The sequence below is a fragment of the Derxia gummosa DSM 723 genome (assembly GCF_000482785.1).
Lineage (GTDB): Bacteria > Pseudomonadota > Gammaproteobacteria > Burkholderiales > Burkholderiaceae_E > Derxia > Derxia gummosa.
Genome location: NZ_KI519499.1, coordinates 412,513 through 438,961, shown reverse-complemented (window position 1 = coordinate 438,961; position 26,449 = coordinate 412,513). Strand labels below are relative to the sequence as shown.

General features: G+C 71.8%; 21 protein-coding genes. 11 read left to right on the top strand and 10 right to left on the bottom strand.

All coding sequences use genetic code 11. The annotated features are described in order from the left end of the window. Positions 1 to 10: 10 nt before the first annotated feature. The 4 genes from H566_RS0119350 to H566_RS0119335 form a co-directional block, all read right to left on the bottom strand. Positions 11 to 1,309, bottom strand: a complete 1,299-nt coding sequence (locus H566_RS0119350; RefSeq protein ID WP_034412253.1) for a hypothetical protein — start codon at positions 1,307 to 1,309, stop codon at positions 11 to 13. Between the two features lie 5 nt (positions 1,310 to 1,314). Next, positions 1,315 to 2,430: an HD domain-containing phosphohydrolase gene (locus H566_RS0119345; RefSeq protein ID WP_051379019.1), complete on the bottom strand. Its 1,116-nt coding sequence runs from the start codon at positions 2,428 to 2,430 to the stop codon at positions 1,315 to 1,317. Then, entirely contained in the window at positions 2,427 to 5,777 is a 3,351-nt protein-coding gene (locus tag H566_RS27750) for a hybrid sensor histidine kinase/response regulator (RefSeq protein ID WP_051379018.1), read from the bottom strand. Before H566_RS27750 ends, H566_RS0119345 begins: the two co-directional genes overlap by 4 nt. Before the next feature lie 320 nt (positions 5,778 to 6,097). Beyond that, positions 6,098 to 6,598, bottom strand: coding sequence for a hypothetical protein (locus H566_RS0119335; protein ID WP_028312734.1), 501 nt, complete (start codon positions 6,596 to 6,598; stop codon positions 6,098 to 6,100). Between the two features lie 77 nt (positions 6,599 to 6,675). Between H566_RS0119335 and H566_RS0119330 the strand changes: the two genes are divergently transcribed. The 8 genes from H566_RS0119330 to H566_RS0119295 all read left to right on the top strand — a co-directional run bounded on the left by H566_RS0119330 (position 6,676) and on the right by H566_RS0119295 (position 15,775). Continuing rightward, positions 6,676 to 8,127, top strand: a complete 1,452-nt coding sequence (locus H566_RS0119330; protein WP_051379017.1) for an aminotransferase-like domain-containing protein — start codon at positions 6,676 to 6,678, stop codon at positions 8,125 to 8,127. Positions 8,128 to 8,312: 185 nt separating this feature from the next. Next, on the top strand, positions 8,313 to 9,131 hold the full coding sequence (locus H566_RS0119325) for a TOBE domain-containing protein (protein ID WP_028312732.1): 819 nt from the start codon (positions 8,313 to 8,315) through the stop codon (positions 9,129 to 9,131). A 110-nt stretch (positions 9,132 to 9,241) separates the two neighbouring features. Further along, positions 9,242 to 9,724, top strand: coding sequence for a hypothetical protein (locus H566_RS27745; RefSeq protein WP_051379016.1), 483 nt, complete (start codon positions 9,242 to 9,244; stop codon positions 9,722 to 9,724). Positions 9,725 to 9,797: 73 nt separating this feature from the next. Then, positions 9,798 to 10,562: a molybdate ABC transporter substrate-binding protein gene (gene modA / locus H566_RS0119315; protein ID WP_034412249.1), complete on the top strand. Its 765-nt coding sequence runs from the start codon at positions 9,798 to 9,800 to the stop codon at positions 10,560 to 10,562. Positions 10,563 to 10,571: 9 nt separating this feature from the next. Continuing rightward, positions 10,572 to 11,294 carry a molybdate ABC transporter permease subunit gene (gene modB, locus H566_RS26430; protein ID WP_051379015.1) on the top strand — a complete coding sequence of 241 codons (723 nt, stop codon included), beginning with the start codon at positions 10,572 to 10,574 and terminating at the stop codon, positions 11,292 to 11,294. A 10-nt stretch (positions 11,295 to 11,304) separates the two neighbouring features. Then, positions 11,305 to 12,522: a molybdenum ABC transporter ATP-binding protein gene (gene modC / locus H566_RS0119305; RefSeq protein ID WP_084545293.1), complete on the top strand. Its 1,218-nt coding sequence runs from the start codon at positions 11,305 to 11,307 to the stop codon at positions 12,520 to 12,522. Between the two features lie 133 nt (positions 12,523 to 12,655). Then, the gene (modD, locus tag H566_RS0119300) at positions 12,656 to 13,513 is read left to right on the top strand and encodes a ModD protein (protein ID WP_028312729.1); all 858 of its coding nucleotides are present in this window, start codon (positions 12,656 to 12,658) and stop codon (positions 13,511 to 13,513) included. Positions 13,514 to 13,753: 240 nt separating this feature from the next. After that, a complete protein-coding gene (locus tag H566_RS0119295) occupies positions 13,754 to 15,775 on the top strand; it encodes a TonB-dependent receptor plug domain-containing protein (RefSeq protein WP_028312728.1) in 2,022 nt (673 codons plus the stop codon). Between the two features lie 123 nt (positions 15,776 to 15,898). Here the strand turns inward: H566_RS0119295 and H566_RS27740 are convergent, their stop codons facing one another. Next, on the bottom strand, positions 15,899 to 17,323 hold the full coding sequence (locus tag H566_RS27740; RefSeq protein WP_051379014.1) for a hypothetical protein: 1,425 nt from the start codon (positions 17,321 to 17,323) through the stop codon (positions 15,899 to 15,901). A 25-nt stretch (positions 17,324 to 17,348) separates the two neighbouring features. After that, complete coding sequence (locus H566_RS26420) at positions 17,349 to 18,758, bottom strand: cytochrome-c peroxidase (RefSeq protein ID WP_051379013.1); 1,410 nt, start codon at positions 18,756 to 18,758, stop codon at positions 17,349 to 17,351. A gap of 287 nt (positions 18,759 to 19,045) precedes the next feature. On the opposite strand from H566_RS26420, the gene nifK reads away from it, so the two are divergent. Beyond that, on the top strand, positions 19,046 to 20,602 hold the full coding sequence (nifK, locus tag H566_RS0119280) for a nitrogenase molybdenum-iron protein subunit beta (RefSeq protein ID WP_028312727.1): 1,557 nt from the start codon (positions 19,046 to 19,048) through the stop codon (positions 20,600 to 20,602). Here nifK and H566_RS0119275 read toward each other — a convergent pair. Together H566_RS0119275 and H566_RS26415 are read right to left on the bottom strand one after the other, a co-directional pair. After that, a complete protein-coding gene (locus H566_RS0119275) occupies positions 20,592 to 21,923 on the bottom strand; it encodes an MgtC/SapB family protein (RefSeq protein ID WP_034412246.1) in 1,332 nt (443 codons plus the stop codon). The genes nifK and H566_RS0119275 overlap by 11 nt on opposite strands. 114 nt (positions 21,924 to 22,037) lie before the next feature. Then, positions 22,038 to 23,108, bottom strand: coding sequence for an ABC transporter substrate-binding protein (locus H566_RS26415; RefSeq protein WP_051379012.1), 1,071 nt, complete (start codon positions 23,106 to 23,108; stop codon positions 22,038 to 22,040). A gap of 248 nt (positions 23,109 to 23,356) precedes the next feature. Here H566_RS26415 and H566_RS0119265 point away from each other — a divergent pair, with 248 nt between their 5' ends. Together H566_RS0119265 and H566_RS0119260 are read left to right on the top strand one after the other, a co-directional pair. After that, a complete protein-coding gene (locus H566_RS0119265; protein ID WP_084545373.1) occupies positions 23,357 to 24,430 on the top strand; it encodes a FecCD family ABC transporter permease in 1,074 nt (357 codons plus the stop codon). Next, positions 24,430 to 25,299, top strand: coding sequence for an ABC transporter ATP-binding protein (locus tag H566_RS0119260; RefSeq protein WP_084545291.1), 870 nt, complete (start codon positions 24,430 to 24,432; stop codon positions 25,297 to 25,299). Before H566_RS0119265 ends, H566_RS0119260 begins: the two co-directional genes overlap by 1 nt. Positions 25,300 to 25,369: 70 nt before the next feature. Here the strand turns inward: H566_RS0119260 and H566_RS0119255 are convergent, their stop codons facing one another. Both H566_RS0119255 and H566_RS0119250 read right to left on the bottom strand, forming a co-directional pair. Beyond that, positions 25,370 to 25,795: a TOBE domain-containing protein gene (locus H566_RS0119255; protein WP_028312723.1), complete on the bottom strand. Its 426-nt coding sequence runs from the start codon at positions 25,793 to 25,795 to the stop codon at positions 25,370 to 25,372. A 147-nt stretch (positions 25,796 to 25,942) separates the two neighbouring features. Next, on the bottom strand, positions 25,943 to 26,368 hold the full coding sequence (locus H566_RS0119250; protein ID WP_028312722.1) for a TOBE domain-containing protein: 426 nt from the start codon (positions 26,366 to 26,368) through the stop codon (positions 25,943 to 25,945). Positions 26,369 to 26,449: the final 81 nt, after the last annotated feature.

Genomic DNA, 26,449 nt, shown 5'->3' with positions numbered 1-26,449 from the left:
GCCGGCCTCCTCAGAACGCGAAGCTGTAGTTGAGCGAGAACACGTCGATGCCCGTGCCTCTGGGCGTGACGGTGCCGGCCGGCGTGTCGACGAGCCGCGAGACCTCGCCCACATGCGTGTGCGCCCATTCGGCCTTGAGCTTGCTGTCGGGCGTGAGCGCGTAGGACGTGCCGAGCGCGACGCTGCGCTGGTCGGCGGCCCAGATGCCCTCGGCCGCGAGGCGCTGGGCCTGATTGACCTGCTCGGCGCCGGGCAGGTAGCCGGGCAGTTGGCTGGTGGTGAGGCGGCGGTACCAGTCGAGCTGCTTCGAGCCGGCCTTGAGGAAGGAATAGCTTGCGTAGGGCGTGAAGCGGTCGATCTGGCGGAACAGCGCCACGTAGCCGCCGCGCGTGTCGGCGGCGACCTCGGTATCGCGCTGGAAGTTGCGCGCAAGTTCGGCCGTCGCGCGCCAGCCCGAGCCGAAGGACTGCTCGATGCCGGCGGAGACGATGGTGTTGCGGATGGTCTGCTTCTCGTCCACGCCCGGGCCGGGCAGCCCGGCGTTGACCTGCCAGTAGCCGAGCTCGGGGCCGAGCGGCTGCCACTGGAAGCGCACCGGCACGCCCTGGCCGTTGCTCTGGCGCGTGCGCACCGCGTGCACGCCCAGGCGCGCGAAGCTGTCGGCCTCGCGCAGCGTGAGCACGAGGCCGGTGGCGCGCACATGCACGTCGATGTAGCGCGCGCCGGGCGCGATCGCGGGCGGCGCGCCGTCACGGGTCCAGAAGCGCGCCGTCGTCACCGCGAGGCCGTGATAGGCCTCCAGCGACAGCTCGCCGTGCTCGGTCGGCCAGTTGCGCGTGACGCTCAGGCCGTCGAAGTCGTTGGCGGGCGAGATGGAATACATCTCGGTCGGCAGCCGCGCCATGTCGTGGGTCTCGCCCACGTCCATGGTCTGCGAATAGAGGTAGAGCGGCACGCGCAGGCGGCCGGCGCGCAGCAGCCAGTCGTTGCTCGGGCGCCAGGCCAGGAAGCCCCAGGTCAGGCGCAGGTCGTGATGGCTGTCGCTCTCCGGCGCGGCGGCGTAGGTGGCCTGGGCCGTGATCGACCATTGCGGACTGAAGCGCGCGTCGAGCTGGGCACCGAGCAGGCTGTCGCGGCTGAGGGTGCCGCGGTCGTCGATGAAGCGCTGGTAGGTGTAGTCGCGGTTCGAGATCGCGTAGCCGAGCGTGCCGAAGCCCGACCAGGCCAGATCGACCGCGCCGGCCAGTGCCGGCGCGAGGCCGAGCGCGAGCAGCCCCGCCGAGAAGATGTGGCGCAGATGCCTGTTCATCCCTGTCAGTCCTGCCACTGGAGGGCGATGGCGTCGAGCCGTGCGTGGCAGGCCAGCAGGGCCTCGACGATCACCGGATCGAAATGCCCGCCACTGCCGGCGCGGATCATGTCGAGGGCCCGGGCGTGCGGGAAGGGTTCCTTGTAGGGACGGCGGCTGATGAGCGCGTCGTACACGTCGGCCACGGCCATGAGCCGGGCCGACAGCGGGATGGCGTTGCCGGCCAGCCCGTCGGGATAGCCCGTGCCGTCCCAGCGCTCGTGGTGCCAGCGCGCGATGTCGCGCGCATGGCGCAGCAGCCGCGTGCCGTCGGGGCCGAGCTCGGTCTCGATGCGGCCGAGCATCTCCCAGCCCTTCATCGCATGGGTCTTCATGACCTCGAAGGCGGGCGGGCCGAGCGGGCCGGTGTGCAGCAGGATGCTGTCGGGGATGGCGACCTTGCCGACGTCGTGCAGCGGCGCCGAACGCGCGATCTGCTCGATCTCGTCGGGCTCGAGCCGGTAGGCCGCGTCGGCCGCGTGGACGGCGAGCCATTGGGCCAGCACGCGCACGTATTCGCGCGTGCGCCGCACATGGTTGCCGGTCTCGTGATCGCGGAACTCCGAGAAGGAAATCATCGTGAACAGCGCCGATTCGCGCAGCCGCTCGACCTCGGCCAGACGCGCGTCGAGTTCGCGCTGGAGCCAGGCGTGGCGGTCGCGCATCGCGTCGCGCCAGGCCTTGAGGTCGAGCTGGGTGCGCACGCGCGCGAGGACGGTCATCGCGTTGAAGGGCTTGTGCACGAAGTCGGCGCCGCCCACCTCGAAGCCGCGCGTCTCGTCCTCGGGCCGCGACAGCGCGGTGAGGAAGAGCACCGGCACGTCGGCGGTGACGGGATCGGCCTTGAGCCGGCGGCAGACTTCGTAGCCGTCCATCTCCGGCATCATCACGTCGAGTACCACCAGGTCCGGCGGCGCGCGCCGCGCCAGTTCCAGTGCCTTGGCGCCCGAGGGCGCGAGCTGGACGCGGTAGCGCTTGCCGAGCAGCGCGGCGAGCAGGCTGAGGTTGGCCGGCGTGTCGTCGACCGCGAGGATGGTTTCCTGTGCCGGCGCGCTGTCGGTGGGGGCGGGGCTGGGGGTCATCGGTCGGTCCTCGGCGGGGCGGTGGGCGCGGGGGCAGGATCGGGCGCGGGACCGGCGCCCGGCGCGGCGTCGGGCAGGCGGCCGGTTTCGAGCGCGTCGAGCGCGGCGTCGAAATCGAAGGCGGCGAGGGCGTTGCCGATGCGGCGCAGCGCGAGCGGCGTGAGATAGCGGCGCATGCCGTTCTCGTGGGTCTGCCACCAGTCGATGGCGCGGCTGTCGCTGTCGCGCAGCAGGGCGGTGAGTTCGAGGATGCCGGCCGGCGTGGGCGGGGGCGCCGGGGTGGCCGGCGGCGCGCGCTGGCGACGCTCGGCGGCGAGCAGCGGGTCGAGCGCGAGCAGCAGCGCGGCGAGCGCCGATTCGAGCCTGCCGAGCAGGGCACGCAGGCTGGCCGGATCGCGCAGCGCGACGGCCTGTTCGAGCGCGACTGCCTCGCGTCGCAGCCCGGTGGCGCCGAGCGTGCCTGCAAGCCCTTGCAGGGTGTGGGCGGCGCGTTCCAGGTCGGGCCAGGCGCCGCGTTCGATCCAGTCGTTCCAGCCGGTCAGGCCGTCCGCATGACCGTGGGCGAAGTTGATGAGCAGCCGGCGCGCGAGCGAGACATTGCCGTCGCAGTTGAGCAGCAGGCTGGCGCCGTCGATGCCGGCGACGGCGGGCAGCGCGGCGTCGGGGCGGGTGTTGCGCGGCGGCAGCGGCCGGGTGGCGCGCGGGTCGTCGTCGGCGACGGCCGAGGTGCCGATCGCGCCGGCGCGGAACTCGTCCGGCCGCTGGCCGGGGCCGGTGGCCGCCGCCGCGCCGGTCGCGCCCGCCGGCTGCGCGCCGCGCGCGGTGTCGGCCGGGGCACGCCGGCGCCAGCGTTGCAGCAGCGCGCACAGCGCGTTGGCGTCGAGCGGCTTGGCCATGTGGCCCTGCATGCCGGTGGCGAGGCAGCGCTCGAGTTCGCCGGCCATCGCGTTGGCGGTGAGCGCGAGGATGGGCAGGCGGTCGAAATGGCGGTCGGCGCGGATCTGGCGCGTGGCCTCGTAGCCGTCCATGACGGGCATCTGCATGTCCATCAGCACGACATCGTAGGCGTCGGGGCCGTCGGCGCGCAGGCGCTCGACCGCTTCGAGGCCGTGCTCGGCGCTGGTGACGATCGCGCCCTGGCGGCTGAGCAGGATCATGGCCAGTTCGCGGTTGAGCGCGTTGTCCTCCACCAGCAGCACGCGCATGCCGTCGATGCGGGTGTCGGCCGGCGCGGGCGGCTCGGCCAGGTCGAGCGGCGGCGCGAGCGCGCGGCGCAGGTCCTCGGGCAGCACCGGCTTGTCGATGTAGTCCACGCCCGTCGCGCGCACGGCGGCATGTACATGCGGCGTGCCGTAGGCGGTCATGACCACGATGTCGATGCCGGGGAAGTGGCGGCGTGCCTGGTCGATGACCTCGGCCGCCTCGATGTCGGGCAGCACCCAGTCGAGCAGCAGCAGGTCGAAGGGCGTGCCGGCCTGGGCCGCGTCGTCGAGCCGGGCGAGCGCCTCGGTGCCGTCGCCGGCGGTGACGATGGCGTCGGGCCGACCGGCCACGAGCCGCTGCACGAGGCTGGCGACGAGGGCGCGCGTCTCGCGCTGGTCGTCCACCACGAGCACGTGGCGCGCGGGCAGTTCGGCGCCGGTGCCGTCGGCCGGCAGCGCGAGCCGCGCCGGCAGATGGACGATGAAGCGGCTGCCCGCGCCGGGCGCGCTGCGCACTTCGATGCGCCCACCCATCAGCTCGACCAGACGGCGCGTGATGGCGAGGCCGAGTCCGGTGCCGCCGAAGCGCCGCGTGGTCGACACGTCGGCCTGCGAGAACTCGTTGAACAGGCTGTCGACCTGCTCGGCGCTCATGCCGATGCCGGTGTCGCTCACCGTGAGCACGAGGCCGACGCGGGCACTGTCGGGCGGGGCGAGCGGCTCGGTGTCGAGCGTGAGCCTCACCTGGCCGGCCTGGGTGAACTTGACGGCGTTGGTGAGCAGGTTGGTGAGCACCTGGCCGAGCCGCAGGCTGTCGCCGAGGATCGCGCCCTGGTGGCCGAGCAGCGCCGGATCGGCGAAGTCGCACAGCAGTTCGAGGTCCTTTTCCTGGGCGCGCTGGCGCACGAGGCCGACGGCCGTGCCGACCACCTGCTCGATCTGGAGCGGCGCTTCTTCGAGCGTCATGCCGCCGGCCTCGATCTTCGACCAGTCGAGCACGTCGTTGATGAGGCCGAGCAGGTGCTCGGACGCGGCGTAGCTCTTGCGCAGGTAGTCGCGCTGGCGCGGGTCGAGTTCGGTGCCGAGCGCGAGCTGGGTCATGCCCATGATCGCGTTCATGGGCGTGCGGATCTCGTGGCTCATGTTGGCGAGGAAGGCCGACTTGGCGCGCGCGGCGGCCTCGGCGTCGTCACGCGCGGCCTGCAATTCGCGCTCGCTGTGGTCGCGCCGGCGCAGCTCGCCGGCGATGGCGCCGGCCATTGTGTCGAGCGACTGGGCGAGGGTGTCGAGCTCGTCCACGTCGCTCGCGGCGGTGCTGGCGCGCATCGCGTAGCGCCCGCGCGCATAGCTGCCGGCCACGAGCACGAGCCGGCCGATCGGCGCGAGCACGCGGCGGCGCATCAGCAGCAGCGCGCCGGCGAACAGCGGCAGCAGCACCGCGTCGATGGCGATGGCGCTCCAGATGGCGCGGTCGAGCCGGGCGTTGGCCAGCTCGATGTCGCGCGCGGTGCGGTCGTGCACCAGCCGGGCCAGTTCGCCGATGGCGGCGTCGAGCCGGGCCCGCCGCGCCTCGTACTCGGCGGAGTGGACGAGTTCGGCGGCGTAGGCGAGATCGGGCTTGCCGTCGGACACGAAGTCGCCGTGCTCGCGGTCGTACAGGCCCTGGGTGGCGGCGAAGGCGATCGAATCGAGTTCGCGCAGCGAGGCGCCGATGGCGAACAGGCCCTGGGCGGCCTCCAGCTCGGCCGGGCTGAAGTCGAGCGCGCGCATGTGCTCGACCAGGTCGACCGTGGGGCCGGTGCGCGGCGCGTCGAGCGGCAGCTGGCCCGAGGCCATCGCGCGCCAGGCGGCGATCGGATCGTCGCCGCCGGGGCCGGGCTTCTCGCCGGCCGAGACCGCGAGCAGCTCGTAATAGACGTCGAGATAGCGGGTGCGGCCGGTGGTGGTGTAGCTCTGCACCAGGTGGGCGAAGAGGTCGTTGGCGCGGATGATCACGTCGACCTGGGCATGCGCGGCGTCGCGCCGCTCGGTGGCGACGCGGGTGGCGAGCCGGGCCTGGTCGATGAGCGCGAGCATCAGCAGGTTGGCGACCAGGGCTGCCATCACGAAGCCGAAAAAGGCCGAAGTGGCGGATTTCAGGCGCATGGAGGTTGTCGGCCGTCGGGGCGTGGATGGAGAGGTCAAGCGACGGCGGGCGCGGGCGGACCGCAGCCTTCACGCCAGGGATACGCCGCCGAGTGTGTGACGCGGCGGCCCGGCGCGATGTGCGGAGAAGGCGGGTGGGGAGGGCGCTGTTCCGCCTGGCGGAAGACGGCTTCGTTGCGTGGCCTGTTGGCGTCCCGCCGGGAAACGGACCGTCGTCCGGCGCCGCCCCGGCGGGACGCGGTCAGGTGGGTGCCGACCGAGGATGCGTCCGGCCAAGGATGTGCCGGGCCGAAGGCGCGCCGGCCCGCGTGGCTCGCGGCTCAGGTCAGGCGCGCGCGGCTTGATCGTTCCCGGCGCGGCCTCGGCTGGCGCGCGGCCAGCGCCGGCAGCGCGCGCGGCAGGACATCGCGCCCCTCGGTCGGCGCGCGGCGGGCGGCCCAGCCGCCGTCGGCGAGCGATCTCAGTTCGATGACGCCGGCCAGCCCGGCGGCCGCCAGGGTGGCGTCGAGTTCGGCGCGGGCCGGCAGCAGGCGCGCATCGGCGGCGTGCAGCTCGGCCGGACGCCAGCCGTCGCGGGCCGCGTCGAGCGGAATGCGCAGGCACCAGCAGCCGGCCGCCACATCGCGCGCGAAGCCGGCCGCAAGCGTTTGCAGCGCCTGCGATCCGCCGCCCGCGCGCAGCAGCCAAGCGCCGGCGCCACCGGCATCGCCCGGGGCGACGCAGAGCCAGGCCAGGCGATGGGCGCCGCCCGCGAGCAGCGCGTCGAGCCCGGCGGCGTCGCCGGGCGCGAGATGGCGGAGATCGATGCTGAGCGTGTCCATGTGCCGCAAGCTAGCATCGCCCGCCGATACGCTGGCAGTACACTTTGCCAGACAGAACTCCAAACTGGCCCAGTCAAATGACCGATACAGTCGCCCGACCCGCCCCGGCCGCCGTCGCCGGCCTCATCGACCGCGACAGCCGCGAGCGCCTGAGCGACCAGCTGGTCGGCCGCCTGACCGAGCAGATCGAGGCGCGCGTGCTGCGCTCGGGCATGCGGCTGCCGAGCATCCGCGCCTGCGCTGACGAGCAGGGCGTGGCGCGCGCCACCGTGGTCGAGGCCTACGACCGGCTGGTCGCGGCCGGGCTGGTCGAGTCGCGGCGCGGCTCGGGCTTCTACGTGAGCGCGCCGGGCGAGCCGGCGGCCCAGGCCAGCCGCGCCGGTGCCGCGCCCGCGCCGGTGCGCGTCGATACGAGCTGGCTGCTGCGCAACATGCTCAGCCCGAGCAATGTGCGCATCGCGGCGGGCAGCGGCTTCCTGCCGGCCGAACTGCTCGACGGCGAATCGATCGCCACGGCGCTGCGCAGCGTCGCGCGCCAGCCGGCGTCGATGCTGCTCGGCCAGGGCACGGCCGAGGGCTATGCGCCGCTGCGCGAACAGCTCGCGCTGCATCTGGCGGGGCAGGGCATCGGCGCCGAGCCCGACCGCATCCTCACCACCGCCGGCGTGACCCAGGGGCTCGACCTCGCGATCCAGACCTTCGTCGCGCCCGGCGACGCGGTGCTGGTGGAGGACCCCGCCTGGTTCGTGCTGTTCGCGCGGCTCGCCTATGCGGGCGCGCGCATCGTGCCGGTGCCGCGCCTTGCCGACGGCCCCGACCTCGCCGCGCTCGACCGCCTGTGCGTCGAGCACAAGCCGAGGCTGTTCGTGATGACCGCCGTCTGCCACAACCCGACCGGCTCGACGCTGTCGCTCGCGCGCGCCCACGAACTGCTGGTGCTCGCGGGCCGGCACGGCCTGCGCATCATCGAGGACGACATCTACGGCGATTTCGCCTCGCCCTCGGGCGGGCGCGCGGTGCGGCTCGCCAGCCTCGACCAGCTGCGCAGCGTCATTTATTGCGGCGGTTTCTCGAAGACGCTCGCGCCCAACCTGCGTGTCGGCTATGTCGCGGCCGATGCCGACACCATCGCCGCGCTGGCCGAGCGCAAGACGCTGTGCGCCATCGCCAATCCCGAACTGCCCGAGCGCGTGCTCTACAAGGTGCTCACCGAGGGCCGCTACCGCAAGCATGTCGAGCGGCTGCGCGGACGCGTCGACGCCGCGCGCGAGACGGCGGTGCGCGCGCTGGAGAAGGCCGGCCTGCGCGTGCCGGGCGTGCCCGAGGCCGGGCATTTCATCTGGGCCGACGCCGGCACCGAGACCCGCCCGCTCGCGGCCGAGGCCCGGCGCGACGGCATCCTGCTGGCGCCGGGCGCGCTGTTCAACCCGACCCAGGCGCCTTCGACCTGGCTGCGCTTCAACGCCGCGACCAGCCAGTCGTCCGAGCTGCACCGCTGGCTCGCGCGCGCGCTCGACCGGGCGGGCTGAGGCCCGGCGGGCGGGCGCCTGGGGCCCGCGCAACGCCGGTCCCGACCAGACTTCGCTATCGCTGCCCAGCTATCGGGTTGACACCGGGCTGACGGTCGATAGGCAAGGACAGACATATCCGATGACATAATCGCGACAACTACAACACATCGAAGCGCGATCCGCGTCCTCCGGAGTTCTTCCCGATGCCATCACCGACCAATCCGGACGCCAAGCCGCTGCTGTTCGCCACCCAGCTCTTCGTCGAGCGCGACGGTCAGGAACTCGTGGGGCCGCGCCGTTTCGAGCTGCTGCGCCAGATCGCCGAGGGCGGCTCGATCAGCGCGGCCGCCCAGGCCGTCGGCATCAGCTACCGCTCGGCCTGGGGCGCGATCGACGCGCTCAACAACCTCGCGGGCGAACCCATCGTCGAGCGCAGCAAGGGCGGTGTCGGCGGTGGCGGCGCCACGCTCACCGCCGCCGGCCGCACCCTGCTCGACACCTATGCCGCGCTCCAGGCGAAGCAGCAGGAATTCCTCGACTGGGTCGCCAGCGGCGGCAATGACATGCAGCACTGGCTCGGCATGCTGAGCCGGCTGTCGATGCGCATGAGCGCGCGCAACCAGCTCGCGGGCGTGGTCGAGCGCATCGATCTGGTCGGCCCGCAGGCTTCGGTGCAGCTGCGCCTCGCCAATGCGCAAAGCCTGCGCGCGCTGGTGTCACGGCTCAGCCTCGACCATCTCGGGCTCGACGTGGGCGCGCCCGCCATCGCGGTGTTCAAGTCGAGCGCCGCCTCGGCCGTCGGCCCCGACGCGCTGGTGCCGGCGCGCGCCAACCGGCTCGAAGGCCATTTGGCCGAGACCGAGCACGACGCCGGCCGGGTCGAGATGACGCTCGCGCTGCCGGGCGGCCTGAGCGTGTTCTGCCTGCAGGAGGCGGTGGACGAAGCGGCGCTGCCGCTGCCCGGCACCTCGCTCATCGCGGTGTTCGATCCGTCGGTCGTCCTGCTCGCGGCTTCACATTGAGCCGGGTTTCGATATGCAATCAGTCGCCGGTCGCTGGCCTGTGTCTTGCTGAGCGCTATACGTCTGACAACATAGCGTACAAACCCGACACTGCCCGCCACGGAGCCCGCATGAAGCCCGAACAATTCATCGCCAGCCTTGTCCAGCCCGTCGCGCCACGGCAGGGGCTGATCGTCAATGGCAATGTCGATCGGCCGCTCGTGCTCTGCGACGACACGCTGCGCGCGCTGCCCACGCGCTTCATCGATTTCCGCGCCACCTGCATGAACGGCGGCATCGGCGCGGCGCGCCGCTATCGCGGCGTCGCGCTCAAGACCCTGGTCGAGGCCGCGCGCCCGAGCATCGACCGCCAGGACGACTGCCGCCGGCTCGTGATCGTGGCCGAGGCCGACGACGGCTACCGCGCCCTGTTCAGCTGGGCCGAGCTGTTCCACAGCCCGCTCGGCGACGGCGTGTTCATCTGCTTCGACGACGACGAGGCGCCGCTCATCGCGCGCGAGGGCCATTTCGTGCTCGTGAGCCTGATGGACGAAGTCACCGGCCCGCGCCATGTGCGCGACCTCACGCGCATCGTCGTGCAGCGCGTGTTCTGAGCCGGCGCATGACCCGCACAACCACCACTACAGCCGCAGACCTCTCCTCTCACCCCGCCTGTCCGGAGTTCCGATGAAGCCTTCCCGCCTCCTGTCCCGTCTGCTGCTCGGCGCCGCCGCCATCCTGTCGGTGGCCGCCGCCCGCGCCGACGAGCTGAGCCTCGCGGTCGCCGCCAACTTCACCGCCCCGATCCAGAAGATCATCCCGGCCTTCGAGGCCGCGACCGGCCACAAGGTCACGCTGTCCACCGGCGCGACGGGCAAGTTCTACGCGCAGATCAAGGCCGGCGCGCCCTTCGAGGTGCTGCTCTCGGCCGATGACGAGACGCCGGCCAAGATGGAGAAGGAAGGCCTCGCGGTCGCCGGCAGCGCGCGTCCCTACGCCTTCGGCAAGCTGGTGCTCTGGAGCGCCAAGCCCGGCTTCGTCGACGACAAGGGCGAGGTGCTCAAGGGCAGCGGCTTCGCCCATCTGTCGCTGGCCGATCCCAAGCTCGCGCCCTACGGCCTCGCCGCGACCGAGGCGCTCAGGAAGCTGGGCGTGTACGAGGCGGTGCAGCCCAAGCTGGTGCTGGGCGAGAACATCACCCAGGCCTACCAGTTCGTCGCCACCGGCAATGCCGAACTGGGCTTCGTCGCGCTGTCGCAGGTGATGAAGGACGGCAAGGTGGCCGAGGGCTCGGCCTGGATCGTGCCGACGACGCTCTACAACCCGATCCGCCAGGACGCGGTGCTGCTCGTCAACGGCAAGGGCAAGCCCGCCGCCGAGGCGCTGCTGGCCTATCTCAAGAGCGAGCCGGCGCGCGCGGTCATCAAGAGCTTCGGCTACGACCTGCCCTGACGCCCGACCATGACCGACGATGTCGCGCCGCCGCTGTTCGGCGCCGCCGAATGGGCGGCGATCCGGCTCACGCTCGAACTCGCGTCGCTCACGACGCTGCTGCTGCTCGTGATCGGCACGCCGATCGCGTGGTGGCTGGCGCGCACGCGGTCCTGGCTCAAGGCGCCGGTCGGCGCGGCGGTGTCGCTGCCGATCGTGCTGCCGCCCACGGTGCTGGGCTTCTACCTGCTGGTGTTCATGGGGCCGAACGGGCCGCTCGGGCAGGCGATGAAATCGCTCGGCCTCGGCACGCTGCCCTTCACCTTCCACGGGCTGGTGATGGCATCGGTCGTGTACTCGCTGCCCTTCGTCGTGCAGCCGCTCCAGGCCGCCTTCCAGGGCGTGGGCGACGGCCCGATCGAGGCCGCCGCCACGCTGCGCGCCGGGCCGCTCGACCGCTTCTTCTCGGTGGTGATCCCGCTCGCCGGGCCGGGCTTCGCGGCGGCGACGGTGCTGGGCTTCGCGCACACGGTGGGCGAGTTCGGCATCGTGCTCATGGTGGGCGGCAACATCCCCGACAAGACGCGCGTGCTGTCGGTGCTCATCTACAGCGAGGTCGAGGCGCTCGACTACGCCAAGGCCCATGTGCTGGCGGGCGGCATGGTCGCCTTCTCCTTCATCGTGCTGCTGGCGATGAGCCTGCTCGGGCGCGGCGGCAACTGGCTCGCGCCCAACGGCGCGGCGCGCGGCTGAGGAGAACCCCATGCCCTTCTTCAGCCGCTTCCTGCGCAAGTCGGTCGTGCCCGAGGGCGGCGGCACGCTGGCCGCCGGGCATGCCCGGCCGGGCTTCGCCGCCGGCTTCGCGCCCGCGCAGCCCGACGCCGCCATCGCGCCCTACGCGGCCGGCAACCGCATCACCGCCCGGCTCGCGCTCGACTGGCCGGGCTTCGGCCTCGCGGCCGAACTGACACTGCCCGGTGCCGGCGTGACCGCATTGTTCGGCCCCTCGGGTTCGGGCAAGACCACCTGCCTGCGCGCGATCGCCGGCCTCGAATCGCATTGCCGCGGCCGCGTCGCCATCGGCGACGAGGTCTGGCAGGACAGCGACGCCGGCGTGTTCGTGCCGGTGCATCGCCGGCCGCTCGGCTTCGTGTTCCAGGACGCGCGGCTGTTCCCGCACATGAACGTGCGGCGCAACATCGACTATGGCTGCAAGCGTTTGCAGACCGGTGCGCGGCGCATGGACTTCGACGAGATCGTCGAGCTGCTCGGCATCGCGCATCTGCTCGACCGCAAGCCGGCACGGCTGTCGGGCGGCGAGCAGCAGCGCGTTGGCATCGCGCGCGCGCTCATGACCAGCCCGCGCGTGCTGCTGCTCGACGAACCGCTGTCGGCCCTGGACGAAGCACGCAAGGCCGAGCTGCTGCCCTGGCTCGTGAAGCTGCGCGACGAACTCGCGCTGCCGATGATCTTCGTCAGCCACGCGATGAGCGAGGTCGCCCGGCTCGCCGACCATCTCGTGCTGCTCGAACGCGGCAAGGTGCTCGCGAGCGGCCCGATCGGCGAGGTGACGGCGCGCGCCGATCTCGCGCTCGCCCGCAGCGAGGAGGGCGGCGTGGTCGTCGCGACGCGGCTCGGCCTGCGCGACGACGGCTACGGGCTGTCGCGGCTCGACTTCGGCGGTGGCGCGATCTGGGTCAGCCGCGTCGAGCGCGAGCCGGGCGCTGCGGTGCGGGTGCAGATCGCCGCGCGCGACGTGAGCATCGCGCTCGATCCGCCGTCGCGCTCGAGCATCCAGAACGTGCTGCCGGCGCTCATCGTCGCGCGCAGCGACGACGAGCGCGGCCGCAGCCTGATCCAGCTCGACGCCGGCGGAGTGCGGCTGCTGTCGCGCGTCACGCGGCGCTCGGCCGAGCAGCTTGGCCTGCGCCCGGGGCTGGCGGTGCATGCCCAGGTCAAGGGCGTGGCGGTGCTGGGCTGAGGCCGCGCGGCCGGCCTTGAACGCGCCCGCGCCGCGCGGCGCGGCGAGGCCCGATCCGCCGGCTCCGCCCGTGCGCGGACAATGCGCGCCACCGGCGCCACCGCGCGCCTGCCCAACCCCACGGAGACCTCCCATGCAGGAACGCGCGCTTTCCGATTCCGCGCTCTGGCAACTGCTCGCCGACGACGTGCCCGCCGGCGACCTCACCACGCTCAGCCTGGGCATCGGCGCGGGCGCGGCGCATGCGCATTTCAACGCGCGCCGCGCCATGACCGTCTGCGGCACGGAAGAGGCCGCGCGCATGTTCGAGCTGGCCGGCGCGCGCGCCGAGCTGCTTGCGCCGAGCGGCAGCGCGCTCGCGGCCGGCGATCCCATCCTCGTCGCCCACGGCACGGCGGCCCAGCTGCACCGTGCCTGGAAGGCGTCGCAGATCCTCGTCGAATGGGCCAGCGGCATCGCCACCTCGGCGGCGGCCATCGTCGCGGCCGCGGTGCACGAAGGCCGGCGTCTGCCCGTGGCCTGCACGCGCAAGACCGCGCCCGGCGCCAAGGCGATGTCGGTCAAGGCGGTGCGTTGCGCCGGCGCGCGGCTGCATCGGCTCGGGCTGTCCGAAAGCATCCTCGTGTTCGCCGAGCACCGTGCCTTCCTCGCCGAGGCGCCGGCCGAGACCATCGCCCGCCTGCGCGCCCAGGAGCCGGAAAAGAAGCTCGTGGTCGAGGTGGCCGACCCGGCCGAGGCGCTGCTCTGGGCCCGGGCCGGCGCCGACGTGCTGCAACTCGAGAAGTTCACGCCCGCCGCCGTGGCCGAGACGCGCCGGCTCATCGACGCCGACGGCCTGCCCGCGAGCATCGCTGCGGCGGGCGGCGTCAAGGCCGACAACGCCGCCGCCTATGTGGCCGCCGGCGCCGACTTCCTCGTCACCTCGGCGCCCTACAGCGCTCCGCCGGCCGACGTGGCGGTGCGGCTCGGGCCGTCGGCCGGCGCGCTCTGAGTCGTCTGCAATCGCTTGCATGACGCTTCGCCTGCTCCCTTGAAAAATTGCGCTGTAGTGAAAATTACATTTCGTACAAAGGGCGGGTGAGGGCGCCGCCGTCTTGGCCAATCGTGCCCGCTGCCACGGGTGAAATCGCCTGTGATTGACAGCGGGTTCGAGGCTGCCACTTGGCGCAGCTCTTGCTGTCCGGCTTTCGTTGTTCATCTTCAAACATAACGAAAGTTTGCGGACATGCGCATGCAAATCCCCTCGCGCCGCCAGCGCCTCGCCCTGCTCATCGCCGCGATCGGCGGCGGTTTCGCCACCGCCGCCATCGCCGATGACGCCACATCCGCCTTCAGTCTCGGCAAGGTCGAGGTCGCCGCGCCCGTCGGCGGCCCGCCGATCGGCACCGCCGACGTGATCGACGCCGCCACGATCCAGGCCGCCGACCGCTTCACCGTCGGCGACGCGCTCACGCTCACGCCCGGCATCAACATCGGCAAGCACGGCCAGCGCAACGAGCAGGTCGTGTACGTGCGCGGCTTCGACACGCGCCAGGTGCAGCTCTTCATCGACGGCATCCCGGTGTACGTGCCCTATGACGGCAACGTGGACCTCGGCCGCTTCACCACCTTCGACCTCGCGCGCATCGACATCAGCAAGGGCTTCAGCGCGATGGCCTACGGCTCCAACACCCTCGGCGGCGCGATCAACCTCGTGAGCCGGCGCCCGGTGCGCGAGTTCGAGGGCGACGCGGGCGGCGGCATCGACTTCGTGGGCCGGGGCGAACCCTTCCGCAGCCGCGCCTTCGCCAACGTCGGCACCAATCAGGGCCTGTGGTACCTGCAACTCGGCGCCGCGACGCTCGACCAGGACCGCACGCCGCTGCCCACCGGCTACCGGCCGCCCAAGGGCGACGACGGCGGCTGGCGCGACAACAGCCAGGCCGCCGACACGCGCACCAGCGTCAAGCTCGGCCTCACGCCCAGGGCCGGCGACGAATACGCGCTCAGCTTCATCCAGCAGAACGGCAGCAAGGGCGATCCGCCCTATGCCGGCCGCGTCGCGAGCCCCGCCTACTGGCGCTGGCCGTACTGGAACAAGGACAGCGTGTACCTCAGCACCAGCACCGCGCTCGGCATCCACACGGTCAAGGTCCGCGCCTTCAACGACAGGTTCCGCAACTCGCTGTTCGCCTACGACGACGCGACCTACACCACGCAGAACCGGCCCTCGTCCTTCCAGAGCTGGTACGACGACTACAGCAACGGCCTCGCGCTGCAGGACGACATCGCCGTCGCGCCCGGCAACCGGCTGAGCGTCGCCGCCCAGCTCAAGATCGACGTCCACCGCGAGCACAACGCCGGCGAGCCCTGGCGCTGGTTCAAGGACCGCACCACCAGCCTCAGCATCGAGGACAGCCACGCGGTCACGCCCCGGCTCACGCTCGTGGCCGGCCTCGGCCGCGACGCGCGCCGCGCCGTCCAGGCCGAGGACTACAACTCGACCACCAAGGTGGTAAGCGACTTCCCGCGCGTGGACGACTCGGCGCTCAACGGCCAGGTCGGCGTCTTCTACCGGCTCGGCGACGATGGCCGGCTGCATGCCACCGTCGCGCGCAAGAGCCGCTTCCCGACCATCAAGGACCGCTACAGCTACCGCCTCGGCCGCGCCATTCCCAACGCCGGACTCGAACCCGAGCGCGCCAACCATTACGAGATCGGCTGGGACGGCCGCGCCGCCGACACCGACCTCGCCGTCGCCGTCTTCCACAGCGACATCAGCAACCTGATCCAGAACGTCGTGTTCCCGAGCGCGCTCTGCCCCAACTACACGCCGGCCGGCAACTGCCAGCAGGCGCAGAACGTCGGCCGCGTGCGCGTCGATGGCATCGAGCTGTCGGCCGACCGGCGCGGCGAGCTGCTGGATGTCGGCGGCAACTACACCGGCATCGCGCGCAAGAACCGCAGCACGCCCACGGTCAGGCTCACCGACGTGCCGCGCCATCGCTTCTACGGCTTCGCGCGGCTGCATGCGACGCCCTTGCTCGACCTCACCGCCTCGGTCGATGCCCAGGGCTATGCCTACAGCGACAGCACCGGCGCCCAGGTGGCCAACGGCTTTGCCATCGCCAACCTCAAGGCCGGCTGGACCGTCGCGCCCGGCGTGCTGATCGAGGCCGGCGTGCGCAACCTGTTCGACCGCTACTACGCCTACGCCGAGGGCTTTCCGGAGCTGGGCCGCACGGGCTTCGTGCAGGGGCGGGTGAAGTTCTGAGCAGACGGCGCCGGGCGCGGGTGTCGTCCGCGCCCGGCGCGCCGCATGACCGGCGCGCCGGCATGGGTGCCGGACGCGGCCGCTGGCGGGGGCGCCGCCAGCGCCGGCCGCCGGTGCCGGCGGTCAGTGCATGCCGCCGCTGGCGCCCGCGTAGTACACGGTCATGCCGCGGATGCCCTGCTGCAGCCGCTCGCCCACGTCGATCCAGGCGTTGCACTTCCAGACGAAGCTGGCGCAGTTGGCCGGCATCGGATACCAGCGGCCGAAGGGGATGAAGGGCAGCTTGTCCTCGGTCGAGACGAGGGCGATCGACTGGTAGTTCACGTGGTCGCCGTTGGCGTCCATGGCCGAGGTGTAGGCCTCGGGATTGCCGGCGTCGGTCTTGGTGCAGGTGGAGTAGTCGTTCCAGCAGGTCATCATCATGTTGTTGCCCGTGCCCATGCGGAAGTCGTCGGTCACGAGCAGCACGCCCTTCGAGCGGCTGCGGTTGCCGGCGCCCGCGAGGCCGTCGCCGATGCCCACCGCGCTGTTGTACAGCTCGCCGCAGGAGAACAGCGCCGGCTGGTTGTTGAGGCTCGTGATCACGACGAAGCAGCGGTTCTTCTCGGCCGGGAATTGCAGGCCGGCGGTGTCGAGCACGTCGGTCAGGCGCACGCCCTGGCCGTACCAGTAGTTCATGTGGCGCGGGCCGTATTCCTGGAAGTGGTAGGTGGTGAAAGCGCTTGCAGCGCGGCTGCCGATGCGGTCCACCGCGTACAGCCCCTGCGACGACGTGGCCGACAGCGTCGCCGCCGTCACGGTGATGCTGCTGTTGACCGCGCCCGAGATCGTGAACGCGACATCGCCCGGCGCCACGGCGGCGGCCGTCGCGGCCGAGGCGAGCGTGCCGCTCGTGGCCACGTAGTCATTGCGCACATGCAGCTCGGCCAGGCGCGGCGTGCGACGCAGCGCGGGATCGGTGTCGGCGCCGGCGATCAGTTCCATCGCGCCTTCGGCGTCGGGCAGGGCGGCGCCGTTCTTCTCGTAGGCGACGATGGTCTTCTCGCCGTTGGCGGTGCGGATCAGCTCGGTGAACGAGAACACCGACATGCGCCCGTCGATGCCGACCGCGACGATCGCGGTGGTCGCGCCGAAGGCGCCGGTGTTGTAGTCGGCCGGGCGGAACTTCGTGGCGCGCACGACCACGTCGGCGAGGCGGTAGCCCTTGTAGCTGTCGGTGCCGACCGTGACGGTCAGCGGCTGCTCGGCCGCCGGGAAGGTGGTGGCGTCGTTCATGAGCGTCTTGAGCGCGGTCACGCCGATCGCGCCCGACGGGACGAAGTAGGGCGTCGAGCCGCTCGGGCTGCTGGCCGCGTCGGTCGGGTCGACGGCGGTGGTGGCGTCGGCGGGCATCAGCGCGACCGTGCCGCCGGCCTTAACCATGAACGAGGCCGAGGGCGTGACCGGCGCGCTGGCCGGCCCGTCGCTGCCGCTGCCGCACGCGGCGAGGGCGAGCGCGAACGCGCCCGCGAGGAGCGCGCGCAGGCGCCCCGTCTTGCGGGTTGACATGAAGTTCTCCTGTAGTTGGCGTGGGTCAGCGCACCGAGACGTTGTTGCCGTCGGTGAGCTGGTTGAGGAAGGCGATGAGATCGGCGATGTCGGCGTCGCTCAGCGACGGCGGGGCGGCGAGCAGCGGGTCGAGGCGGGCGACCATGTCGGCGTAGAGCGCGGCGGCGGTCGTGCTGTCGCGGCAGGCGACGACGTTGCCCCCGCTGCGCAGCTCGCCGGTGCAGCGGAAGGCGAGGGCGCGTTCGGCCGGCGCGAGGTGGTGGCGGATGACTTCGTCGAGCGTGGCGTACACGCCGTTGTGCAGATAGGGGAAGGTGTGGCGCACCTCCCAGAGCGAGGGCGTGAGGAAGGCGTAGCGGTCGGCGGCGTCGCCCGTGACGCCTTCGCGGCCGGCGTCATGGGCCGGCGTGGCGCGTGCGCCGGCGCCGAAGCCCGGGCCGATCTGCGGCACCGCGAGGTTGTGGAACTTCTGGTCGGTGAACAGCGGCCCCGAGTGGCAGCGCGCGCAGCCGGCACGGCCGTGGAACAGGATGCCGCCGCGCTTGGCGTCGTCGGGCAGCTCGGCGCTGCCGGCGAGATAGCCGGGCAGGTAGCGGTTACCGCCCAGCGAATACCAGCGCCGCTGCTCGAAGGCGGCCAGCGCGTTTGCGATGTGCTCGATGCCGATGGCGCCGGGCGGCAGGTCGGGATAGGCGACGCGCAACTGGCTCGCGAAGCCGGCATCGGCCACGAGTCGCGCGACGATGCCGGCCCACACCGGCTTCGGGTCGGACTCGGGCGCGGTGTCGGCCGCGACGAGGTCGGCCAGCTCGTTGTCGTCGTCGGCGGCGGGCCAGCCGAGCATCTCGTCACGCGACAGCAGCGGAAACAGCGCCTGGGCCGCGACCACGCTGGCAAGGCCGTCGGGCAGCTGGCTGCCGGCTGGCGTGACGTAGCGGCCATCGACGAGGGCGACGCGGCCGTCGTGAAAGAGCCGCGTGGCGATGCCGAGTCCGAGGTTGACGAGACCGGGCGCGTTGCGATGGATGACCGGCGAGCCGGTACGCGTCGGCGGACTGCCGCTGCCGTTGATGCCGATCGACAGCACGAGGTTGTCGACGCCCGCGTTGCCGATCGGATGGCAGCTCGCGCACGAGACCTTGCGGTTGCCCGACAGCAGCGTGCTCTGGAACAGGTTGGCGCCGAGGTTGTACCGGGCGTCGGCCACCTCGGGTCGCGCGGGCAGCACGACGGCATTGGCCGCGAGCGCGGCGCGCAGCGCGGTGTCGAGATCGGCGCCGGCGGTGTCGGCGCCAGCGCCGGCCGGCTGGCCCGGTGCGCCGCCACCGCCGCCGCCGCAGGCCGCGACCAGCAGCGTGAAAGCGCTTGCAGCGAGCCTGCGCAGGAGACGCGGTGGACGGCCCGCGTTGCCGGATCTGCTGCTTCTGTTGCCCATTTTTCGGAATATTGTCGTAAACATTACGAAAACTGTCCGAAGGCAATGAGCATGCCGGATGCGAGTGCTGGCCGTCGCCTTTTCGCAGCTCGGTACGAAGAGAAATGCTCATCGTTCGCCTGGAAATGGCGACGCAGGTGCCGCGCCCGCTTGATCCAGCGCAAGCGGAATCGGCGTCATGACGAAATACATTAAAAAACATTGCGCCGGAGGTCTCCGGGGTTCGGGGGGATGCCGGCCGCCGCGCAAGACAGCGCCTCACTTCCCTTTCCTCACCGGAGTCCCCCGTGCCCCAGAGTGCCGCCAAGGTCATCGACCACGAACTGCTGTTCCGCGAACCCGAGTACCAGAAGCTCTTCGCCGACAAGAAGCAGTTCGAGTTCAACCACAGCGACGAAGCCATCGCCGAGATCGTGCAATGGACCAAGACGCCCGAATACCGCGAGAAGAACTTCGCGCGCGAAGGGTTGGTCGTGAACCCGGCCAAGGCCTGCCAGCCGCTCGGCGCGGTGTACGTGGCCAACGGCTTCCACAAGACGCTGTCCTTCGTGCATGGCTCGCAGGGCTGCGTGGCCTACTACCGCTCGCACTTCAGCCGTCACTTCAAGGAGCCGACGAGCTGCGTGTCGTCGTCGATGACGGAGGACGCCGCGGTGTTCGGCGGCCTCAACAACATGATCGACGGCCTCGCCAACGCCTATAACCTGTATCAGCCGGACATGATTTCGGTGTCGACCACCTGCATGGCCGAGGTGATCGGCGACGACCTTGATGCCTTCATCAAGAACGCCAAGACCAAGGGCAGCGTGCCCAAGGACTTCGACGTGCCCTTCGCGCACACGCCGGCCTTCGTCGGCAGCCACATCACCGGCTACGACAACGCGCTCAAGGGCGTGCTCCAGTACTTCTGGGACGGCAAGGCCCAGCAGGGCGAGCCGCTGGTGCGCGAGCCGAACGGAAGCATCAACTTCGTCGGCGGCTTCGACGGCTTCGTGGTCGGCAACATGCCGGTGGTGCGCCGCATCTTCGAGGCCTTCGGCATCGACTACACCATCATCTGCGACCCGTCGCTGGCCTGGAACACGCCCACCGACGGCGAGTACCGCATGTACCACGGCGGCACCACCAAGGCCGAGATCGAGCGCGCGCTGAATGCCAGGGCGACGATCTTCATGCAGGGCTGGTGCTGCGAAAAGACCGCCAAGTACGTGCGCGAGAAGGGCCAGGAAGCCGTGGTGCTGCACTGCCCGATCGGCGTGGCCGCGACCGATGCCTTCATCATGGAAATCGCTCGCCTCACCGGCAAGCCCGTGCCCGCGAGCCTCGAAGCCGAGCGCGGCAACTTGGTGGACGCGATGGCCGATTCGCATGCGCATCTGCACGGCAAGCGCTACGCCATGTACGGCGATCCCGACCTGCTGTACGGCCTGTCGCAGTTCCTGCTCGAGATCGGCGCCGAGCCCGTGCACGTGCTCGCCACCAACGGCGACAACGACTGGGCCGCCGACATGCAGAAGCTGTTCGACGCCAGCCCTTACGGCGCCGGCTGCAAGACCTACCCCAAGTGCGACCTCTGGCACATGCGCTCGCTGCTGTACACCGAGCCGGTCGACTTCCTGATCGGCAACACCTACGGCAAGTACCTCGAACGCGATACCGGCACGCCGCTGATCCGCCTGGCCTTCCCGATCTTCGACCGCCACCACTACCACCGCTATCCGATCTGGGGCTATGAAGGTGGATTGCGGGTACTGGTTGCCCTGCTCGACGAGTTCTTCGAGACACTGGACGCGAACACCATCGTCGCGGGCCGCACCGACTACAGCTACGACATCATTCGCTGACCGGGGTACCGCCGAGGCGCGACAGCCAGTGCTCGACCACGGGCGCCGCGCTGTCCGCCACCAGCATGCCCGCGAGGCCCGCGACCGCGATGCACACGGCGGCCACCACGAGCCGCCGCATCAGCGCCCGCTGGCGCGCGCGCAGCACGAAGGACAGGCTGAACGCGATGCTCGTGAACGACGCGAGGATCGCGCCCTTGCCGGCCACCGTCGGCGGCAGGCTGCCCTGGGCCGCGAGCGTGGCGGCGGCGGCCACCGCGCTCGCGCTCGACATGAAGCCGCCCGCCACGCTCACCGCGTAGAAGCCGGCATTGCCGAGCTGGCGCCCGGTCAGCCCGCCCGCGATGTGCAGCAGCAGGAAGATCGCGCCGTAGCGCAGCGCCACCGGCAGCGAGAAGGGCAGGTCGAATTCGAGCGCCGGCGGCCCCGGCTCGCGCGCCTGCGGCTGGCGCCGGCGCAGGCTCCACAGCACCAGCGCGGCGGCGACCGCCGTCATGAGCGCGAAGGCCGGCAGCGAGCCGACCAGCGCGATCGGCGCGAGGATCATCAGCACGCCGGCGTTGCGCAGCAGCATCGCGCCGGTGGCCAGCACGATGCCGCGATAGGCGGTCTCCAGGCCCGCCTCGCTGCCCGCGCGCAGCCGCGTCGACAGCTCGATGACCGTGAAGTTGCTGTTGACCAGCCCGCCGAGAAAGCCCGACAGCTCGGTGCCGCGCGAGCCGTAGAGCTTCCAGAGGATGTAGTTCACCGAGCCGATCGTGGCGATGAGGATGACCGCGATCCACGCAGCCCTCGGCTCGATCAGCCCCCAGGGCCCGACCGCGCCCGTCGGCAGCGCCGGATAGATCACGAGCGCGAGGATGGCGAGCAGCAGCGCCGAGCGCAGCTCGCCCTCGGTGAGGCCGGTGGAAAAGCCCGCGAGTCGCTCCTTCCACGCGAGCAGCGCCGTCGCGATGACCATGACCGCCGCCGGCGACACCGTGTGCCCGAGTCCGCAGAGGATGCCGGCCAGGCAGGTCACGAGCATCGCGGCCGAGGTGGTGAGTTCGGTGCCCTGGTTGGCGCGCAGCGTCTGCACGTTGAGCAGCACCGCGAGCAGGCCGACCAGCGCCAGCACCAGCAGCGCGAAGTCATGGCCGAGCGACCCGCCGAGCGCGCCGAGCAGGCTCACGAAGCCGAAGGTGCGCAGCCCGGCCTCCTTGCCGCGCCGCTCGCGCTCCAGTCCGATCAGCAGGCCGAGCGCAAGGCTCAGCGCCAGTCGCACGAGGATCTGGACGTAGGGCCATTCGGCGCTGGGCAGGAGGGCGAGGTCGTTGGGCACCGGCCCAGTGTAGGCAGCGCGCTCGCCGCGCGCCGTCGGACCAGTCCCACGTGCGGCGAGCCACGGGCGGTCGAGGCGGTTGGCGCGCCGCCTGCTTATGGCCTGTCGCGCCGCTCAGTGCGCGTGCATGTGGCCGTCCGTGCCGGCCGCGCCCGGCGGTTCGAGCACCGCGCTTACGTCGGCGTCGCTCAGCTCGATGCCGAGCACCGTTCTGTAGAAGCGCTTCGTCTCGGCCCGGATGTCGAGCCTGACGCGCTGCGGATGGAACAGGCTTGCAAGCCATTGCACGCCGAGCACGCGCATCACCGACGGCGGCCGGTCGCCCCAGTTGAACGGCGAATGCGGCACCCAGTACACCTTGCCCTCGCGCACCGCGCGGATGCCGGCCCAGCGCGGATCGGTCTTCACCGCCGAGTAGAAGGCCGCTTCCTGGGTGACGATGAATTCCGGGTCCCAGGCCAGCACCTGTTCGAGGCTCACGCGCTCCATGCCCATGTGGCTGGACGGCGCGCAGCGATGGACGTTGTAGCCGCCCGCGAGCGCGATCGGCTCGACATGGAAGGACTGGTCGCATTCGGTGGCGAGGCCGTCGGCGCTCTCGGCGTAGTACACGCGCGGCAGGGCCGAGGGCGGCAGGCCGGCGAGCGCCTTGCTCACGCGGTCGAGGCCGGCGCGCACCTCGGCGGCCAGCGCCTTGCCGCGCGCCTCGCGGCCGGTGGCGCGGCCCACGAGTTCGAGCGCGGCGGGCCAGTCGGCCAGGCTGTCGAGCGTGATGAACAGCAGCGGCACGCCGGCCCGCGCGAACACCTCCTCGGTCTTCGCGCGGTCGTTGAACTTCGTGTTCCAGGCCAGACCGAGGTCGGGCCTGACGTTCATGAGCGTTTCCACGTCGAGCGTGCGGCCCATGCCGACGAGGCCGCCCATCACCGGCAGGCCGGCGACGCGTGCCGGCAGCCAGCGCTTGTCGGCCTCGGTGAAGGGGAAGTTCACGCCCGCGAGCAGGCCGGGTTCGAGCGCATAGGTCAGCACAGTGAGCGGCGGCGCCGAGCCGTAGACGCTGGCGACGCGGTCGGGCACCTCGACCTTGCGGCCGAGCTGGTCGGTGACTTCGCGCGCGGCGAGCGCGCCGGAAAGCAGCGCCGCGCACAGGCCGGCGATCAGGCGGAGGGGGAGGGGAGTGGTCATTGCACTGGCGTGGCCGCCCGGGGCGGCGGTGGATTGGCGGGGCGCGGCCGGGCCGCGCGCCGGGTCACGCAATATGCGAACCAACATTTCCAGTGGCTGTCGATGGCCGGTCGCGGGCCGACGATGGGTTCTGCCTGGCGGCGATGAAGATTGGCGGCCCGGAAGCGTCGCAATCCGCACAAATCCGACATCGCTATCTACAAAATGACATTGCGCTGATGTGGAGCGTGACTTGCTTCATGCCGGTCATGTCGGCTCTTCCCGCTCCCTCGTCCCCAACCGCCGCCGCGCCCGCGCGGCCGGCCGGTCTGCGCGCGCTCGGCCTGCTGCCGCCGCTGGCCGTCGCGCTGCTGCTGGCGATGGCGCTCGCGCTGGCCCATGGCCGCTATCCGCTGCCGGCATCCGACGTGTTCCGGCTGGTACTGGCCGACCTCGGCCTGCTCGACCTGCCGGCCGACCGGCTCGCCTTCCTGCGCAACCTCGTGTGGGACATCCGGCTGCCGCGCGTGCTGGCGGCGGTGCTGGTGGGCGCGGCGCTCGCCACCTCGGGCGCGGCCTATCAGGCGGTGTTCGCCAATCCTCTGGTGTCTCCCAACATCCTTGGCGTGCTCGCGGGCGCGGCCTTCGGCGCGGCGCTCGGCATCGTGGTGTTCAACGACTGGCGCATCACCCAGCTCACGGCGATCGCGGGCGGTTTCGCGGCGGTGGCGGTGGGCGCGGGCATCGCGCGGCTGTTCGGCATCGACAGCATCGTGATGCTGGTGCTCGGCGGCATCCTCGCGGGCGCGCTGTTCTCGGCGCTGCTGTCGCTGGTCAAGTACCTGGCCGATCCGCTCAACCAGCTGCCCGCGATCGTGTACTGGCTCATGGGCACGCTCGGCCAGGCCGACATGACCACGATCGCGCGGCTCGCGCCGGGCATGGTCGGCGCCATCGCGGTGCTGCTGCTGCTCGGCCGCCAGCTCGACGCGCTGGCGATGGGCGAGGTCGAGGCGGCCTCGCTCGGCGTGCCGGTGCGCGCGGTGCGCGGCGCGGTGATCGTCGCGGCCACGGTGGCCTCGGCGCTCACCGTCGCGATGGCCGGGATGATCGGCTGGCTCGGCCTGCTGGTGCCGCACGTGGCGCGGCTGCTGGTCGGGCCGGTGAACGCGCGGCTGCTGCCCGCGAGCGCGCTGATCGGCGCGATCTTCCTGCTCGGCGCCGACGCGGTCGCGCGCGGCGTGGGCACGGCCGAGCTGCCGATCGGCGTCGTGACCGAGCTGGCCGGGCTGCCGATCTTTCTGATGGTGCTCGGCCGCGTGCGCCGGGCCTGGGTGTCGTGATGGCGGCGCGCGCGGGCATCGACGCGATCGCGGCGGCGCCGGTCGGCGCCGGGCTGCAGGCCTTTGCGCCGGATGCCAGGCCGGTCGGCCCCGCGCTGGTCTCGCTGCGCGGCGTGGGCTTCGGCTACGGCGGGCGGCGCGTGCTCGACGGCATCGACCTGGAGCTGAGGCGCGGCGAGGTGCTGGCGCTGCTCGGCGCCAACGGCAGCGGCAAGAGCACGCTGCTGCGGCTGATGCTCGGCGCGCGCCGGGCCGAGACCGGCTCGGTGCTGCTGCTCGGGCGGCGCATCCACGACTGGAGCCAGGGCGAGATCGCGCGCCGCCTCGCCTATGTGCCGCAAAGCCATGTGCCGCCGTTTCCGTACACCGTGGCCGACATCGTCGCGCTCGGCCGGCTGCCCTGGCGCGGGCGCTTCGGCGCGGCGGGCGTGGACGACCGGCGCATCGTCGCGGCGGCGATCGAGCGGCTCGGCATCGGCCATCTGGCGGCGCGCCGCTACACCGAGATCAGCGGCGGCGAGCGGCAGCTGGCGCTGATCGCGCGCGCCATCGCCCAGCAGGCCGGCGCCATCGTCATGGACGAGCCGGCCACCGCGCTCGACTACGGCCACCAGTGGCGGATGCTCGATCTCGTGCGCGAATTCGCCGCCGAGGGCCACAGCTTCGTGATGAGCACGCACACGCCCGAGCACGCGCTGCACGCGGCGACGCGCGTCGCGCTGCTCGCGGGCGGGCGCATCGTGGCCGACGGCGCGCCGCGCGCGGTGGTCACGCCCGAGGCGATCGAGCGGCTGTACGGCATCCGCGTCGAGGCGGTGGAGGCGCCCGACCGGCGCCGCGCGGCGTTCTTTCCGCTCGCGGCGCAGTGAGACGGGTACCGGTCCGGCCGAGGCATTCGGCGCGGCTCCGGCCGAGGCGCGCGGTCCGGCGCGGCGCCGTTCAGCCCGTCACGCCCACCATCACGCTGCCGGCCTTGAACACGGCCATGGCCGGCACGCCGGCGGCGAGGCCCAGTTCCTTCACCGCGTCATTGGTGACGACCGCGTGCACGAGCGCGCCGCCCACGTCGATCGCCACCTCGGCGTTGACCGGCCCCGGCGTCACATGCGCGACGCTGCCGGCAAGCTGGTTGCGGGCGCTGAAGCCCTTGCCCGGCGTGCCGGTCGCCACCAGTACCGACGGCGCCTTGACGATCGCCACCACCGCCTTGCCCACCGCCAGCCCGAGCGCGCGCGCGCTGTCGGCGGTGACGGTGGAAACGAGCTTCAGGCCGGTGGCCGTGGTGAGTTCGAGCTCGATGTTGACCTTGCCCGGGACGAGGGCGGTGATGCTGGCGTCGAAGACGTTGCGTGCGCTGATGGTCATGTGCGGATTCCGTGCGACGCGCGGCGACAGGGCCGCGCCAGCCCGCATGTTCGCATCGCGCCCCGCGCCGCCCCGCGCCTGACGGTCGCGGCACGGTGGTGCCCGGCCCGGCGCGCGAGGCAGGGCGCCACCGCGCGCCCGCCGCGTTCAGTCGGCCACGCCCACGATCACGCTGCCGGCCTTGAAGATCGCCGTCGCGTCGGCGCCGATGCCGAGACCCAGATCGACCACCGCCTGGTTGGTGATGACCGCCTGCACCAGCACGCCGCCCACGTCGATGCCGACCTCGGAATTGACCGCGCCGGCCGAGATGCGCGCCACCTTGCCGCGCAGCTGGTTGCGCGCGCTGAAGCGGTAGCCGGGCCTGCCCGCGACCACGATCACCGACGGCGCCTTGACGATCGCCACCGCCTTGCGGCCCACCGCCAGCCCGAGCGCCTCGACGCTCGCGACGGTGACGGTGGCGACGATGTCCACGCCCGACGGCGTGGTGATGACGAGTTCCGAATTGACCGCCCCGGGCGTGACCGAGGTGATGCTGCCTTCGAAGGCGTTGCGGGCGCTGATGGCCATGGTGTTGTCCTTGTGGTGGTGCCGGAGGAGACCGGACCTCGCTGTATAACAAACAATACAAAACGCACGATTCTCCGGGGT